General features: G+C 45.7%; 12 protein-coding genes. 6 read left to right on the top strand and 6 right to left on the bottom strand.

What is annotated here, in order from left to right:
- The first annotated feature begins 201 nt into the window (after nucleotides 1-201).
- Entirely contained in the window at nucleotides 202-1,311 is a 1,110-nt protein-coding gene (locus VY86_RS13895) for an ISAs1 family transposase (protein WP_046973751.1), read from the top strand.
- A gap of 432 nt (nucleotides 1,312-1,743) precedes the next feature.
- Here VY86_RS13895 and VY86_RS13890 read toward each other — a convergent pair whose 3' ends face one another.
- On the bottom strand, nucleotides 1,744-2,061 hold the full coding sequence (locus VY86_RS13890; protein ID WP_046975380.1) for an addiction module antidote protein: 318 nt from the start codon (nucleotides 2,059-2,061) through the stop codon (nucleotides 1,744-1,746).
- Nucleotides 2,062-2,064: 3 nt separating this feature from the next.
- Nucleotides 2,065-2,481, bottom strand: a complete 417-nt coding sequence (locus tag VY86_RS13885; protein WP_338012128.1) for a type II toxin-antitoxin system RelE/ParE family toxin — start codon at nucleotides 2,479-2,481, stop codon at nucleotides 2,065-2,067.
- Between the two features lie 275 nt (nucleotides 2,482-2,756).
- On the opposite strand from VY86_RS13885, the gene pilL2 reads away from it, so the two are divergent.
- From pilL2 to pilN, 3 genes are all read left to right on the top strand, one after another.
- Nucleotides 2,757-3,806: a PFGI-1 class ICE element type IV pilus protein PilL2 gene (pilL2, locus tag VY86_RS13880; protein ID WP_046975379.1), complete on the top strand. Its 1,050-nt coding sequence runs from the start codon at nucleotides 2,757-2,759 to the stop codon at nucleotides 3,804-3,806.
- Between the two features lie 6 nt (nucleotides 3,807-3,812).
- Entirely contained in the window at nucleotides 3,813-4,250 is a 438-nt protein-coding gene (pilM, locus tag VY86_RS13875) for a type IV pilus biogenesis protein PilM (protein WP_046975378.1), read from the top strand.
- A gap of 84 nt (nucleotides 4,251-4,334) precedes the next feature.
- Nucleotides 4,335-5,969, top strand: a complete 1,635-nt coding sequence (pilN, locus tag VY86_RS13870; RefSeq protein ID WP_167630902.1) for a PilN family type IVB pilus formation outer membrane protein — start codon at nucleotides 4,335-4,337, stop codon at nucleotides 5,967-5,969.
- A 220-nt stretch (nucleotides 5,970-6,189) separates the two neighbouring features.
- Here the strand turns inward: pilN and VY86_RS13865 are convergent, their stop codons facing one another.
- Together VY86_RS13865 and VY86_RS13860 are read right to left on the bottom strand one after the other, a co-directional pair.
- The gene (locus tag VY86_RS13865) at nucleotides 6,190-6,558 is read right to left on the bottom strand and encodes a Mor transcription activator family protein (RefSeq protein ID WP_046975376.1); all 369 of its coding nucleotides are present in this window, start codon (nucleotides 6,556-6,558) and stop codon (nucleotides 6,190-6,192) included.
- Nucleotides 6,551-6,973, bottom strand: coding sequence for a regulatory protein GemA (locus VY86_RS13860; RefSeq protein ID WP_046975375.1), 423 nt, complete (start codon nucleotides 6,971-6,973; stop codon nucleotides 6,551-6,553). Before VY86_RS13860 ends, VY86_RS13865 begins: the two co-directional genes overlap by 8 nt.
- A 21-nt stretch (nucleotides 6,974-6,994) precedes the next feature.
- Between VY86_RS13860 and VY86_RS13855 the strand changes: the two genes are divergently transcribed.
- Both VY86_RS13855 and VY86_RS25400 read left to right on the top strand, forming a co-directional pair.
- Nucleotides 6,995-8,206, top strand: a complete 1,212-nt coding sequence (locus VY86_RS13855) for an IS701 family transposase (RefSeq protein WP_238591457.1) — start codon at nucleotides 6,995-6,997, stop codon at nucleotides 8,204-8,206.
- Nucleotides 8,197-8,361, top strand: a complete 165-nt coding sequence (locus VY86_RS25400) for a hypothetical protein (protein ID WP_202967583.1) — start codon at nucleotides 8,197-8,199, stop codon at nucleotides 8,359-8,361. The genes VY86_RS13855 and VY86_RS25400 overlap by 10 nt, the downstream gene beginning before the upstream one ends.
- Before the next feature lie 170 nt (nucleotides 8,362-8,531).
- On the opposite strand, the gene VY86_RS13850 is transcribed toward VY86_RS25400, so the two are convergent.
- Nucleotides 8,532-9,572, bottom strand: a complete 1,041-nt coding sequence (locus tag VY86_RS13850) for an IS630-like element ISPlu16 family transposase (RefSeq protein ID WP_011146697.1) — start codon at nucleotides 9,570-9,572, stop codon at nucleotides 8,532-8,534.
- Nucleotides 9,573-9,757: 185 nt separating this feature from the next.
- A complete protein-coding gene (locus VY86_RS13845) occupies nucleotides 9,758-16,402 on the bottom strand; it encodes a Tc toxin subunit A-related protein (RefSeq protein ID WP_046975374.1) in 6,645 nt (2,214 codons plus the stop codon).
- Between the last annotated feature and the right edge of the window lies 1 nt (nucleotide 16,403).

The raw sequence follows: 16,403 nt of genomic DNA, 5'->3' as shown, positions 1-16,403 counted from the left end.
TTACCTCTATTAACAAACCATACAATAAGTTATACCCAATAGATTTCAATTTGCAGCGCGGCGGCAAGTGAACGCATCCCCAGGAGCATAGATAACTCTGTGACTGGGGCAGGGCGCGAGCATACTTTTTTACCCCCCCCCCTTGAATGAACCGTAATTATATGATCTCATTCTCCTTATTTTTCTTTTTAATACTGGCCCATGAATCCGAACCAGACCCTGATTGAACATTTAACCGTTGTGAAAGAAACTCGTTCTGACATCAATCGTCAATACGAGCTGATTGATGTTATTTTTCTTGTCATCAGCGCCATTCTCGCTGGCGCTGAAGGTTGGCAAGATATTGAAACTTATGGTCGGGCCAAAATTACGTGGCTGAAAAAATATCGCCCCTTTCTCAGTGGAATACCATGCCGACACACGGTTGCCAGAATTGTGCGCGCTATTGAACTTGATTCGCTGTTGGAGGCTTTGCTCAACTGGATCAATGAACAACGTGAACAGGCAGGGAAACCGGTCATTGCCTTCGATGGAAAAGTTCTGCGACGCGCCTACCGTAATGAAAAGCAAAACGCCGTCCAACTGGTCACGGCATATGATACGGAACAAGGATTAGTCCTGAGCCAGAAAGCCACTGCCACGAAAAACGGGGAAATCAGTATCGTGCGGCAGATGTTGGATATCCTTGACCTGAAAGGCAGCATCGTCACGCTGGATGCTTTGCATTGTCAGCGCCAAACGCTGGAAAAAATCAGCGAAAAGAAAGCCCATGTCGTGGTTCAGGTGAAAAAAAATCAACCCCATCTGTGGGAAGCCGTCCAATCGCAATTTCAGGCGGTGTTTGATGCCGGTAAAGAAAAAATTATCACGGAAGTTAAGCAAGAAGCCCATGGCCGGCGTGAAGAGCGTTATGTGTTTCAGTTAAAGCCCCAATTTACGGCAGAATTAATCGAGAAATGGCCGACCATTCGTAGCATTATCGCCGTAGAACGTCACCGGACACAAAATGGCAAAGGAACGGTGGACACGTCTTATTATGTGAGTTCCCTTTCGCCCAAGCATAAATCACTGGGATATTATATTCGCCAGCATTGGCGGATTGAAAATACCCAGCACTATATTCTTGATGTGGTCTTTAAAGAAGATGATTCACGAATTGTTCTGGAGGGTGCAGTTGAGAATCTGGCCTTATTCCGTCGTATCGTCCTGAATCTGGTCAAACAATGCGATTGCGGGGCACCGAGCCAAAGGAACAAGCTTAAAAAAGCGGGTTGGTGCGATGATTATCGGGCAAGAGTTTTCTTTGGATGAATAGCAGTCAAAGTATGCTCGTGCCCTGACAGCAACCCATATAGGCGCGGAGGTTGAATCGTATATGGGGATAAAAATTTTATACTCCAGCACGCTGATCTCGCCAGACGAACTTAGGACTGTTATTCAGGCAAAACCTTATTGCAAGCATTATATAGATAATGGCAATGTCGATTCATTATTGCCTGTCTTAAAAGATAGAGTGTTTAAGGGGGATTATTATAAGGCATCATCTTAATATTATTCTGGTAACATAGCAGCTAATTAATAGCTTAAAGGGATTGATCGTCGTTATTGCGATAAGTTCAAAAAAATTCCCTATTTTGCAACAGGGAATTTGTGTAGAAGAGACAGGCTTTATGTCCTGCCTTTCTAACCCATCCACTTCCATCACGAATTAGTTCAATTGTTGGAGGAAAATAAAGTTTCATCCTATTGAGTGTGCGTTGTCGGTGTACTAATGGGTTGCATAGTAAAACGTAGTCCTAAGGCGTTAGCAACTTTTGTGATTGTCGTAAATGTAGGGTTTCCCTCGCCAGAAAGGGCCTTGTAAAGCCCTTCTCGGCTCATTCCAACATCTCTTGCTAGTTGGCTGATGTTACGGGCTCGTGCTATGTCACCCAAAGCAGCCGCAATAAGGGAAGGATCACCATCTTCCATTACGGCCTCCAGATATGCCGCAATATCTTCTTCTGTTTGGAGATAGTCTGCAGTATCGTAGCGGCTGAACTTTACTTTTTGGCTTTTCATCGGTTACTCCTTCCATTGCGTGGCAATGGTTTTTGCCAATTTAATATCGTGGGATTGGCTGCCTTTGTCTCCACCACACAGCAGCACAATGACAATGGGGCCTTTAGCTATGAAGTAGACTCTGTATCCTGGGCCATAGTCTATTCTCATTTCTGAAATACCTTCACCTACAGGTTTCACATCACCTGGATTTCCGAGGCTCAAGCGCCTGATTCGTGTTTCGATCCTCGCTTTGGCCCGTGCATCACGAAGATTACGAAGCCAGCGGTCAAAAAAGTCTGTTTTGATGAGTTCTATCATGTGATAACTATAGTTAGCATGCTTCAATGTGTCAACTGTAGCTATCATATCTATACATTGGGATGAAACTTTATTTTCCTCCCACACCAATAGCGTGCCCCATCTGCGACGCTTCTGCACCCCCAACTCTTCATTAAGTCCACAAAATATGAAAGTGTGGTCCTCTACGACAAGCTCTTATGATCACATCGCTTATCTGTATTCACCGAGGATAACCCCCTATGTGAATCTGACAAAAGTGTCAAAAATTTTTAACTCTGACAAATTGACTCATCTGATGCACTGACTTCGATTGGTGCGTTTTTTTTGATTTTGCAAAAAGAGTTCTGCGTTGAGTTCAGTCCCGGATCCTCGCACAGTAAATCGCATTTAAGATCACCTGCACGGGAATGCTCATGAAAAACCCTGTTTTTTTCTCACTCAGTTGGTTGTCCGTCATGGTACTGGCTGGGTGTACCGGACAAGCTCAGGAGACTACCGCACCCGGTGTAAGTTTTCACCATTCTCATCAGGCACGTCCCGCCGTATCCGATATCTATCCTCTGACACCAGAAGTTACGCGCTATGATCGCTATACTTTGGTGAGTGTAGGCAGCCAGGCTGCGCAGCGTGAACCACTCAATCAGATCATCAATATCACCATGCCAGTACCGTTGGTACAACGCATTGGTGATGGATTGCGCTATCTGCTATTTGGAACCGGTTATTCGCTGTGCGATACCACCGCAACCCATTTCGTTAAATTGATAGGCAGGCCATTACCTGCTGTTCAACGCAAAATTGGGCCGATACGGCTCAGTGAAGCGTTACAGATTGTTGCCGGGTCTGCATGGCGTATCCGGGTAGATGAGGTGAATCGTGAAGTGTGTTTTGTTTTACGTGATGAATATCGTCAATTTTCTGAGACAACGGTTGGTCGGATAACACCACCCAAAATGCGGGTACCGTTGCAGATAGCTTCTTCACCGGCGTTACCGGCATCTACATTGTCCAATAACATATTAGCCACTCCGTTACCGGTGAAGTCCCTGATAGCTGAAAGACCGAAAACAGATACCCTTCAATCTCCTGTGACAGGAGGGAAACCCACAACCATTTCCTTAGTATCACCTATTCAGCCCGTTAAATCCCTGCTGAGCGGCAGTACACCAGTGGCAACGGTACCGATAGGCAACATCTGGCGTGCGGAAACAGAAACCACTTTGCGTGGAACGTTGGAGCGGTGGGCTAATACAACGGATTGCCCGGTAGGAGGACATTGGGTAGTGGTGTGGTCGTCACCGACGGATTACCGCATTGATGCACCGCTGACGTTCAAAGGCAACTTTGAGTCCTTGTTGGTACAAGTGTTTGATCTTTACCGACAGGCCGAGAAGCCGTTGTTTGCCGAAGTCAGTCGCCTTCAGTGCCTGATTTCAGTCAGTGATAAACCGGTAACCCGGTAAGCCGTGATGGGGTACGTCATCAGTGCGTTTGCGTTGGTTTTTCTGCTGATTGCAGGGGGTATACAGCTGCGACAGGCAGAACAACTGCATATCGATCGTGACAACGCAAGGGCTCGAATACTGGCAGATCAAATGTTGCTGTTAGCCAGTGCCATTAATCACTGGCGTGGCGGCTATGCATCTAAAAATGGCACGGTGGATCTCCGTAAGCTCATTCTGCCTTTTCAGCCTGATGCCCATATCCGGCATGTTATCAGTCAAGGCCGGCTCTGGGTGTGGATGCCGGAAATACCCGGTCTTGTCACCGCTCTGCGCGAACGCACTAAGGGGTCCATGTTGATGGGTGAAGTCCGGCAGGGACGGTTGTATGGCTTATCTGGCCAGGCAATAGGATTCACTCTTCCTGACGGGATTAGCGATGGTGATGTGGTGTATTTCAACTGAAAAAACGGACCGGATGTGATGAAAAATAAATGGTGTTCACTCAGGCTTTGTACTTGCCTTGCTCCACTGGCGGCGGTAACAGGCATGGCGCTGATGTCCGGTTGTACCTTGCCGGCAGTGGATAATATGGCGCGTGAAGCCAGTGTGCAAAGTCGGGTAGCACAACAACATTTGCACCAACAGCATAGCCTGAAACACCCGGTGGTAACCTGGGTAGATAAACCCTGGGTGAATCTGAAACCGGTAGTTCAGCCTGTCGCGTCGGTAAGGTTACCGTCCTGCCAGATAACGATTAACAGTAAAGTCGGGCTGACATTACCGGAACTGGGACAACGCATTACCCAACTTTGTGGTATTCGGGTCACGGTAGCGCCCGATGTTTTATCACGAGTGTCAACCACGGCGGGTGGGTTGACGCGCCAGACGAATAGGGCATTACCGACAGCTGATGATAAGGGGCGTATGCCACTGGATTGGCTGGATGATCGAGATATACACTCAATTAATGCGGATGAGCGTCGAGAGCCAGAAGTCCTCACGGGTCTCAATTGGCAAGGGGAGCTAACGGGGCTTTTAGACAATATTGCCAGCCGGTTAGGGATTGCATGGAGGATGGATAATAGGGCCGTCGTGTTTTATCGGTTCGAAACCCGGACATTTCAGTTGAATGTTCTCAACACCCGTACCAGTAGTAATGCCAGTGTTGCCTCAGGTTCAACCAGTAGTATGGGGACATCAGGGGGCAGTGGTAATGTCAACAATTCTGTCTCTGGGGAGGCCAGCTCTTCACAGAAAACCACGGTTGATCTGAACAGTGATTTATACGAAGACATCCGTAAGACAGTTGAGAATATGTTGACGCCCGAACGGGGTCGGTTCTGGTTGTCAAGCTCCAGTGGAACGCTGATGGTAACAGACACGCCAGCGGTACTGGATTCGGTATCCCGTTATGTGGAAGAACAAAATACTGTTCTCAACCGTCAGGTTTTGTTGAATGTTCAAGTGCTGAGTGTCAGCACTACTCGTAAAGAGCAAATGGGGTTGGACTGGGGATTAGTTTATAACTCATTGCATAATTTGGGGGCTACGCTGTCTGGCAGTTTTAGCGGTATGGGCAGTGGGGCAACGTCTGCGGGTGTCAGTATTTTGGAAAGTGCCACAGGGAAAGCGGCAAAACTCTCCGGTTCCAGCCTGCTGATAAAGGCGTTGAGCGAGCAAGGTAATGTCAGTGTGGTGACCTCTCAAGGAAGTGCGACCACTAATTTGACCCCCATTCCGATACAGATGGCTGATCAGACGGTGTATGTGGCTCAAAGCAGTACAACGACGGCTACGGATGTGGGAGCCACCACAGCTCTGACGCCCGGGATGATTACTACCGGGTTTAATATGACTTTGTTGCCGTTGATACAGCGTAATGGGGATGTTCAGTTACAAGTGGCTTTTAACCTGTCTGATCCGCCGACTATCCGTTCATTCACATCTAAAGAAGGTAATTCTTATATCGAGATGCCGTATACCCGGTTACGTTCACTGAGTCAGAAAGTGAATCTGCGTGCCGGGCAGGCGCTGGTACTCACCGGATTTGAACAGGCTGATACTCGGGTGACTAAGACGGGAACCTTTACACCAGGTAATTTCCTGCTTGGGGGAGGACAGTCCGGAGAGAATCAGCGCAGCACGTTGGTTATTTTGATCACCCCCGTATTACTGGATTGAGGAATGAAAGGCTGCATGAATCAATGAAAAGCATCGATTTAGTGATCATAAGTAAGATATTTGAAAAGAAACCGAAAGATAATTATGGGAAAAACTTGGACTAAGTGGGAAGTTATGGAGATTCAATTGTAAATCCTTTTCAGTATTTGAAAGGCAGACCGAACGAGAATCATGCTTAGTCTGCCATCTGATTTTACTAAGCTCAATTAGTTTGACCTGCCTATTCAGACTCGTTATCGAATAACTTACCTTGCAGGCGATCCAGTTCCTCCTTTCGAATACGTTTCACTACGCTGTAAATCCATTGAATAGAAACACCAAACTTACGAGCCAGATCATGATGATTTTTACCGTTAAATTCGTTGAAAATCTCACGATCACGGAGGCTGACTTTCCAAACCATGCCCATAGGAAAATAGACATTCTGACCGCCCCAAACCTGCATCATATGGTTCGCAACAGCTTCACCAATTTGCTCGGCTAACGCAGGCTCAACATGGATTATTTCACTGACCGTGCAGGCTGTATGCTGTGCCAGTTCAACCAGCAACTCAGGACCTTTGCTACGAAAGTTATTCATATCATTCATACTTTTTCCTCGTGACGCGGTTCTGCCACTTATTAAGTTTTTCAATAATGCTGCTGGCTTGGTCTGAATCCAACCACTGTAAACCATCAATATCCGTTTCACGCTTAACCCAGTGAGCTAAGGCTTGTTCAGAATTATTATGAACAATACCTATAGATGCCATTTCCACCCACAATGCACGTATCTTCTTTGATTGGGGATGGCAATCTAATGGACGTGATGTTTTGGATTTATTAGGGGATTTAATCTTAAAACCGCGCTTTTTCATAACTTCCAAAACGCAAGTTAATTGCGGGATATCCATCTCCCGCGTAGAGGCTCTTATGGTTTCTGACAGTAGCATCTGACGATACGTATCCTCATCTAGTACTACAGCCGTAGATAGATATTGTGTCATAATGCGCCAAGTTCTCATGCCAACATAGCGAAAGATTCGATGCAAACACCGTTGACCCTGTGGACACAGGAGCTGGATACATTACACGCCCGTTTAGCTCCCCTGTTCAAACGCTCCGAACCCCGACAGCGCAGTCTGGCCTACCTTAAGGGACTCCTCAGCAACGTCGAACGCAAGAACGGCTGGCAACTGGCTGAGTGGATGGGCGAAGCCACGCCTGACGGGGTACAGCATCTGCTTGAACGTGCCTTGTGGGATGCCGACGCGGCCCGCGATATCTTGTGTGACTACGTTGTCGGCCACCTGAGGGATGACAACAGCGTGCTGATTGTCGATGAGACCGGATTCATCAAGAAAGGGCAGTACTCCGCCGGCGTACAGCGCCAGTACAGCGGCACCGCCGGACGGGTGGAGAACAGCCAGATTGGCGTCTTCCTGTGCTATGCCGGCGGTGGGGGCAGTGCCTTCATTGACCGGGAGTTATATCTGCCCCGTCAGTGGGTTGATGACCCGCCACGGCGTGAGGCGGCGGGTATCCCCACGGAAGTGAAGTTTGCCACGAAACCCCAGCTGGCCCGCCGGATGCTTGAGCGGGCACTGGATGCCGGCGTCCCCTGTGGCTGGGTCGCGGGCGACAGTGTCTATGGCGGTGACCGCCGCCTGCGGGTCTGGCTGGAGTCGCGCCAACAGCCCTTTGTACTGGGCGTCGCCCGGAATGAGCCGCTGTGGTGGAAGGGACCGGTGTTCATGAGTGCGCAGGCCATCGCCAAATCGCTGACGCCCCGAGCCTGGAAGTGCCGGTCTGCGGGAACCGGCGCCAAAGGCGAACGTCGATACGACTGGGCGTTTACCCCGCTGTGGCGCCTGCAATTAACGCGGGAAGAACGGCGTTTCGGTCACTACCTGCTCGTGCGTCGCAGTCGTGATGAGAAACAGGAATTAGCCTACTACGTGGTGTATGCCCCACGAAAGAAGGCGAAGCTCAAGACGCTGGCGCAGGTGGCGGGCCGGCGTTGGGAGATAGAGACGGGTTTCGAAGCCACCAAGGGGGAGTGCGGTCTGGCGCAATACGAAGTGCGGCGCTGGCAGGGCTGGTATCGCCACATCACGCTGTCCTTGTTAGCCCACGCGGTGCTGGTAGCCTTGCGGGTGCAGGAGAAAAAAAACGGTGCCGGGGCTGATTGCGTTGAGCGTCCCGGAGTTGCGCAGGCTACTATCACGACTGATGTGGAAAACCCAAGATGTCGTTGAACACATTCTGCATTGGTCTCTCTGGAGGCGGAGGCACCAGTACCGTGCTCAGCAGTGTCACTACCGTCGCAGAGGGGGGAGCCCACCCTCAGGATAAGTACGGCTGTAGTACTAGTACTACAGCCGTAGATACCAGAAAGTTGCATTTTCCTTGATGGTCACCACTCTGAGAAACCGCATGAATTAAGCTTTTCTATGAGTGTCTTTTCTGTTGAAAAAAGTAAGTACGGCTGTAGTACTAGTTTTAGATTACTATGTGCAATGTGAATAAGCTGAATAAGTTTCTGCTTTGCCATCTTATTCATCCTCTGCTATAAATAAGATTTCATAATTGTGCTACACCCATTTTTTGTCTTCCTGGCTTTTGCTGTGATGAAAACGATGCCAAAAAGGCATCAACATAATTCAGTAACTGCCACATAAATTGACAACAATGATTTCGCGTTATTGTCTCATGGAGCGATTGCCATAACCGTTCTATTTTATTTAGCCACGGTGAATAGACCGGTAAAAACAACAGGGTAAATTTTGGATGTCGTGCCAGCCAGTCCTTTACCTTCTGACTTTTATGAATACAGTAGTTATCTAAGATTAATGTGAGGGTTTCCGCATGGGGATATTGATGATTCAGTTCATCTAACATTTTGATAAATAAATCAGAATTCTTTTTTATTCCTTTAACATAGGTGATTTGCTCTGTTTGGGCATTAAGGCAGCCCGCAAGGTAATGTTTTTCGTTTTTTCCCGGGGTGATAACCCGTTTTTGTTGTCCTTTGAAGCACCAGTCCGCGCCGATTTTCGGGTTTAAATCAATATCCACCTCATCTTCATAAAAAACGGGATGTTTTTCTGAAATGTTCGCTTTGGCTTCCGCGATCTTTGCCATTTTCTCATCGTATTCGGGATCAGGTTGTTTCACTGTGGGTGCCGCTCTACGCCAGACAATCCCCACCTGAGCAAAGTAACGATAAAGGACATTTTGCGTCAGAGAGAGGTTGAGTAATTCATTGAGGGTATGAGTCATGAGTTCAAGGCTCCAGCGAGAGCGGAGATAGCCTAACTTTTGGGGGGATTGCTGTAATAAGAAAAGTAAGAGGTTATAGAGTGGGGAGAGATCCCAGACAACAGGTCGGCCAACGGGTAAACTTTCGAGTCCTTCCAGCCCATATAATGTAAACCACTGAACCCAACGATTGACGGAAGAGCGTGCGGCATGAAGGGTCTTGGCGACATAAGTCACTGTCAATCCTTCATTGAGCATCAATAACGCCGTTAATCGACGGGAATAGTTCTTATCACGGGTTTTATGGATAAGTTTTCTCATTTTCTGGCATTCATCTTGAGGTATAGGTGCTATGATAGGCATCACTCAGTCCGTGTTGGGGTTTGGGATTTTTCGCAATTGATCAGATCGCAAAAATCGGACTGAGTTCCCTCCAAGTGATCTATTATTTTGAAAAGTTATTTATTTTGTGGTGAGTGAAGGAACTAATTAGGAAAGATTCAGGCCCCGTTTAGAGGCCTGTTTTAGTATCTGGTTGAGATAGTTAATTAGCGAATGGTATAGCGAATATGAAGAATAATATCACTCAAAGTCTGTAACATGGCTTGCTGTTTGTCAGTCGCGTTTGGGAAGCTCAATATCAATGTTCCCCTATCATCAACGGTAATTCCTTCAAATGGCAGGAATTTGCCATTATTGAAATCCAGTTGGAACTGTCCGCTGTCACTCATTCCATGGGAAACTGCCAGTGATTTGCAGCTTTCGGCCAATCTGGTTTCACTTCTTCCGTAGGACAGAATGGCTTGTACATCCTGGTATGGTCCTAATAGGGCTGGCAAGGTGACACTGATCTGCTTGATGCGTCGGGTTTTGCCAACAGATGCCGGGTAATCTTCCCGAATGTTCAAATTGGCAAGATTGACTGTGGCTATCAATTTATTGTCATTGAGACGGATGCCATTATTGTCATTGCCCAAGTTATCTTTCCTTTTTTCGAGTAAATCTGTGATTTCGGTTGCTAAATCAATTCTATCCTGACCAGGCTCCGTATAAACGTCTGCTAATGAAACAGTACGTTCCACTTCCAGAGCGCGTTTATCCCACCTCAAATGGGCATCTTCCATTTGTGCCAGATTCAGCATCAAGGTTTCACCTGCGAGCAGGCCAGCATGGGTTCCCTGCCAGGCACCAGGCTTAATGAAGCTTGTCGTGGTTTCATTCGTCTCCCAACGATAGGCCATTTCGGCCATCAGACAACGCGATACCGCCAAATCGTAGAACTGGAAGTAAATGGCGGCTAGTCGGCCACGTAACCAGTTGAACAGGGCTTGATTACTGAACTTACGTTGCAGGAAGGTCAATTGTGCCTGAGTCTGTTCCTGCTGGGTTTTCAGGCTGGTTTTCTGCAATACTGCGGCTTCACGGCGCACTGCCAGTGAACCAAGTTGAGCGTCGATTTGGTTCAGCTCGGTTTGTGCATTATTACGCTGGATTTCCCATTCTTGACGGCGGCGGCGCCATATTTCAGATTGCGAGACTTTATCGGCCTCAATCAATAAACCGTCTGCGGCAATGCCACCACCAATAGCAATCGCATTGGCGATAGCACCATAGTGTGATCCCCCAACAGCCAGGCCGTAGATATTCGGTACCATATCCAGTGCAGCAGCAGCCATATGCAGACTTTTCAATCCGCTTGTAATACTGTGAGAAGCCACTTTCATATCCAGTGCTTGATGTTCACCCGCATTAATATTTTCATCGTATAGCTTGCTGTAGCTGTTAAAGCGTGATTGTGCTCCCTGGCGTGTTTTTTCCAGCACGGTTTTTTCAGCATCCAGCTCTTCGATGGTTTTGTTCTGTATGCTTATATTGGTCAATATCAGCTCTTTTGCCTGATTTTGTAGCAGGACATTTAAGGCTTCAGCATCCTGACGTTCGATAATATTTTGTAATGTAGAGCCGAATTGAGTGAGCTGACTCACCATACCGCGTGCGTTTTCCAGCATGTGTGGGAAACGCCACAGTGACATAAATGGTTGTGAGAGAGCTGCCCCGCCCTGGGAGTTGGCGACAGCGGCGCTGAGCAATGCTTTCGGGTCCGCCGGTGTAGCGTAAATAGGCAGATGTAGAAGCTGACCGTCAATGGAGAGGTTATGGCGCAGGTTGTACAGCCGTTGTTCCAGTTTCTGCCAATAGCTCAGCATGACTTCATTGACCTGGGGCAGGAAAAGATCTGTCTGGTTACTCACCTGTGTAGATTCACCCTGTCGTAAGGCTGCTATTGCATGGGAATGTGCCTTTTGCCTCTCAGGATTAGCGGCATCACTCAGGCTTTTTTCATCATTCCATGTTGAGTTGAGCGGTAGATGAGGTTTATCGCCTAGCAGGTGTAGTGCCTGCATATACCACATTTTGGCTTCATTGAGCGTGTCTCGTTCTAACTGACGATAGGCGTAATCTCCACGGTCCAGCAATAGATCAAGAGTGCGCATAAAAGTAGCGACTTTGTAATGCATTGGATCATATTGTGCTACAGCATCAGGATCGACCGAATTTAATGGATCATCGTTCCAACGGGTATCTTCCAGCAATGGGCGAACGTTCCAGTTGTAATGCTGAATCTGACCGTTCTCAATATAACCGGACGGGTTCCAGACATATTTCAGCCAACGGTTAGCTTCATCGAAGTTTTGTTCGTGCAGTAAACGCTGGGCAATCAACATTGGGACATAGTAGAACAGTTCCCAGAAATAGAGACTATTGGCACCGCTGAAATCCATGGGTTCGGTTTCCAATTTATTTTCTGTAAAAATAGGATAAATATTTTCCATATCATATATCGGATAATAACATTTAAAATCAGTTTCATTAATAAACCAAAACCCTCCAATGTTTATTGGTTGGTCAGAATATTTTACAAATAAATAAATCCAATAATAGCCACCCTTCTGCTCATTTCTTGGCTTAGTACTATTACTACCATTTATTACGGATATATAAGTTTCAGAGAGATCAATTAATTGAATGTCATCATTTAATTCACCTTGATAAATGATATTTTTTTCGTCAGGTATTTCTATATCATTCCCTAACATTATTGTGATATTTCTGCTGTCACCGTGAAGATCTGATCTATATATTGGTAATTTTGCAGTAAAACTATTATTCCATAAAGTAGGCTCTTGAATATTCTGGGTCTCTATATTCAGAATAGTATCAATTCCAACGGTGGCGCGACTGACTAATTTATGGGCAAACAGCGTATTAAGGCGAATGCGATGGATTTCCCATTGCATATATTGTGCCCCATTTGCATCATGGTTAATAGTCAGGATATTATCGTCATCCGTTTCTGCTAATGAAGAGATTTCATATTGATTATTAACCTTTATGATGTAATTGGCTTCAGTATTAATATCAAATTGTTTACAAATGTGAGTTATATAATCTTCAGGATTTATAGCTTCAAATAACATATTTGAGAAAATATGTAGCCCTTTTATTGGTGCTTCTGTTGTATATTTATCCCAGGTATCCTGTTTTTGATAAAACATTACTAGCAATTTATTGTCTTGATGATTTGTACAATAGAACCCTAGTTGCTGTTCCAGTAAATTTTGTTGTTTTTGTATCTCTTGTTGATTCAGTTCCTTCAGGTGATTGTATATATCTATCTGAGTTGGTAGTTGTTCCAATTCCTGACTCCATAGTACTAATTCCTCCTGCCATTGTCTTCGTAATTCCTCCAATTCCGATTTTTCTAGTGGTTCCTGTGGCTCCGGTGGAGTCAGTAGTGGATTCAGTGGCGTCATCCCCTGTAACTCCAGCCATTCCTGATTCTCTTGCTCTTCTTTCAGTTTTTTCTCTAATTGTTCCTGGTATTTTTTCAATTGCTCTAATAGTTTCGATATCTCTAATAACTCCGACTTAGACATTTTCAAAACATAAGGTATTTTGTCATTCACATCAAAGCTGATTGGTGTGTTCCAAGTACCATCATAACGGATATGAGCCAGTTTTAGTTCATAATGATAGTATTCTTCGACGGTTTGATTATTATTTTCTGCCTGCTTAACAACCTTCTTCTGCTCCAGCCAAATTAAATGCAGGCGGGATTGGAAGATTACCGGACGGATAATGCTTTTATAGGGATTCATCGGGCAATCAATTTTGTACCACTCACTCCAGGCGTTAGCAGGGAATTTACCGTCGTTGAATTTATTGTGATCCACGCTACGCCAGTAATATTGGTTAACTTCTGTTTTACTGTGCCCGATAAAATAGGTTAGTCCTTGATCACTATTGGCATTGTCATGATAAGCGCTGACAACTTCCAGATTAGCTACCTGTTCGAACGATGTCAGATAAGACATAAAGGCGTCTTCTACGGTATCGGTATTCAGTTGACTTTGGCTGATGGATTGCAGCAGCGCATCCATCATTTTTGTCTGTCCGATGCGCATGGTCGGATCGATGTAATTTTCTGGGTAGTAAACGAGCTTAGAGACGCCAGCCCAAGTGCTGTAGTGTTTGTTGTATTTATCCCAGTTGGTAAAGAATGGGTGGCAGATGGCATTTGTGACTGTATCACCCTCCATCTTTTTCAATGCCCGGTTAACATACAGTTGAATGCTGGCGATAGCTTCAGCAATCGGCGTGGTTTTGATGGCAGCAGAAACTTGGTTATCGATCAATAAGTACTGGTACAGGTCATCACGGTTTTTAATCGCTGGGTTTTGACTGGCAACTTTACCGATATAGTACTCACTCAATGCGGCGCTGCGAGACTCATCCAGAAAAGCGTGCAAGGTATTCGCTTTTTGGGTGTCTAATCCGGCGGTTAATACTGTAGCTATATTTTCCCACTTGTCATAGGAAAGAGGGAGGGTTGCGGTTAATAATTCCACCAGTTCTGAAACGTTCTGCGGAGAAACGTTTAATTGACGCGCGATATTAACCCATTGCAGGATAGTGTCGATAGATGTCCAGTGGGAGAAATCATTCGGCACTTGGGTACCGGCTTGCAATAGCAGATTTTCATCAAGATTCATTGCGTTAGCCAATTGTTTTGCCTTTAACGTTTCCTTTTCAAATTCGGTCAGGACAGTAGAGGCGTTTTCACCCAGAGAGTTAACCCAGTCAGTAAAACGTGTCAGCCTTATCAGTGATAATGCATTGTGTGTTGATGCTGTTACTTCGGTAAGGCCAAAGCGCTGTGGTTTTGTGACAAACAGACGTAAAGTGTTTTCGCTAAGGCTGGTGGAACGGTAAATTAGTGCCAGTTGTGCTAGGCATTGGCAATATTGGGCAATCTGTTCTGGTGTTACAGAAGATTTTGGTTGTTTTGAGTCGTGTTTAGCCCGCAACCATCCCCAGAATTTTTTTGCCGTCATTATACCGTCGCCAGGTTTTAGCTGATCTGCCCAAATAAGTACGTAGTAAGCGGCATTTTCAGATGGCAATTGCAGAGCAGCGGCGATATAAGGAGACAGGGTTTTCAATAACAGATCTGATTTATTTTCGTCTTTATGGAAGCTCTGCAAACCATTGTAGATGGTATCCAGTAAGTTCTGGATTTCAGGAAGAAGGGTTTTGTCATAGTTGGTAGTAGTTATTACAAGCAACTGAGACATACTCCACTTCCGTGTACGTAGCCAACTGGTAACGGCATAGAGTTTGTCAATCAGAGCAGCCAGATTTTCATCATTGATCCCAGATAAATGGGTTGTTCCTTCATCTATGGCAACCAATAGTAAATCCAGCTCATCAACCGTCAATTGATGGATGTCTGCCAACAACTTAGCCAGATAGAGATAAGAAAGATTCGCTACGCTATGGATTATCTTATTAGTGTTTCTGCGATTGGTAATCTTGAGCAGTCGCTTTAATGAGTCATCATCAACATTAAAAGCTCGTTTAAGCACCGCTTTACGCCGGTCATTGGCGCTATCCAGATTTAAATTAATCTCTTCCTCATCTGACGCGGAAAAATTCTGACCATCCAATGGTGGGGTATTAAACAAGCGATTAAACAATTGACTGGGGGAACCGCTATAGATGTTTCCTGAAATGGGGACATTGCACAGTATCAGTGCGGTTTCAGCATCAATACCGTAACGTTGCATATAGTATTTAACGCGAAAGATTTTCTTTAATATCTTTGCGTCAATATCCGGTCCATCACTAAGTTCATTATATACGGTGATTACAGCTTCAAGGGTTACCTCTGGATATTTAGATACCTCCTGATAGGTGCTACTAGCGATAATACTTTTAAGGATTGTTGGTGTCAGCCCTGTTGTCTGGGACAGACGAATAATCTTATTGAGCATCAGCAGATAATATTGAGCTGGTTGTTGGCTGGGGTATTCGGAATTCATTTCCTCATGTATTCGTCTAATTTTTTGCTGGTCAATAAACTGATTAAGTTCTTCATCCGTCAGATTATAATAACTTTTCAGCTTTTCCGGCGTTGCCATCAGAGAAGGTTCAATATCACCAAAATTCTCCCTATAGAGTCTCTTAATTTCATCTGCGTCATCGGTAATCTTCTCCACCAAAATATTAAACAACTTAGGCGAGACAGAAGCATTAATTCCCAATAGGGAGGTTTGATACATTAGTTTGGTGATTTCCGGTGATTCACTGAATTGTTCAAATACTGGAGCTTGCAATTGGATAATTTTACGCACATTTTCATAAGCATCGTGATACGGCATCATGCCAGAAGGGCGGAAGGTTGATAGCGTTTTCATCACGTTAGTATGGCCTTCCAACCCGGTCAGCGTCTTAATTCCTTCTAGCAATACTTTATTAGATAGAGAAAGTGTAGAAACTTCATCATCCATATTTTGCTGGTTGAGTGTCAGTGATTTTAAATCAGGGCGGCGTTTATCCAGATGATAAATGGAACTTTCCGCATGTAAATCACGTGCCTGACGATAAAGCTCAGTCAGGTAAGCGGCGGGAGAGAACATGGAAGCAATTGCGCCGGGGGCTACATATTGGCTGGCACGGCCACCAAATTTACTGTTATAACCTTGCTGATCGGCATGAGGCTCTGTAATGGCAAGATGTACCGCATTTTGTAATTGAGGATTGGCGCGTTTGAGAATACTCGCTTCATGCAGTCGGTTAGCTTTTTGTTCCTGCGGTGTGATTTCCAGGAGTTCGGGCGTGAGTGTGCTCATG

Source organism: Photorhabdus thracensis (assembly GCF_001010285.1).
Lineage (GTDB): Bacteria > Pseudomonadota > Gammaproteobacteria > Enterobacterales > Enterobacteriaceae > Photorhabdus > Photorhabdus temperata.
This window is presented reverse-complemented; position numbering and strand designations above follow the sequence as displayed.

Bases quoted from the DNA above. Each gene is read 5' to 3' on its own strand.
- VY86_RS13850 (WP_011146697.1), bottom strand. From the start codon at position 9,572: ATGCCTATCATAGCACCTATACCTCAAGATGAATGCCAGAAAATGAGA.
- pilM (WP_046975378.1), top strand. From the start codon at position 3,813: ATGGGGTACGTCATCAGTGCGTTTGCGTTGGTTTTTCTGCTGATTGCA.
- VY86_RS13890 (WP_046975380.1), bottom strand. From the start codon at position 2,061: ATGAAAAGCCAAAAAGTAAAGTTCAGCCGCTACGATACTGCAGACTAT.
- pilN (WP_167630902.1), top strand. From the start codon at position 4,335: ATGGCGCTGATGTCCGGTTGTACCTTGCCGGCAGTGGATAATATGGCG.
- pilL2 (WP_046975379.1), top strand. From the start codon at position 2,757: ATGAAAAACCCTGTTTTTTTCTCACTCAGTTGGTTGTCCGTCATGGTA.
- VY86_RS13860 (WP_046975375.1), bottom strand. From the start codon at position 6,973: ATGAGAACTTGGCGCATTATGACACAATATCTATCTACGGCTGTAGTA.
- VY86_RS25400 (WP_202967583.1), top strand. From the start codon at position 8,197: ATGTCGTTGAACACATTCTGCATTGGTCTCTCTGGAGGCGGAGGCACC.
- VY86_RS13845 (WP_046975374.1), bottom strand. From the start codon at position 16,402: ATGAGCACACTCACGCCCGAACTCCTGGAAATCACACCGCAGGAACAA.
- VY86_RS13865 (WP_046975376.1), bottom strand. From the start codon at position 6,558: ATGAATGATATGAATAACTTTCGTAGCAAAGGTCCTGAGTTGCTGGTT.
- VY86_RS13855 (WP_238591457.1), top strand. From the start codon at position 6,995: ATGCAAACACCGTTGACCCTGTGGACACAGGAGCTGGATACATTACAC.
- VY86_RS13895 (WP_046973751.1), top strand. From the start codon at position 202: ATGAATCCGAACCAGACCCTGATTGAACATTTAACCGTTGTGAAAGAA.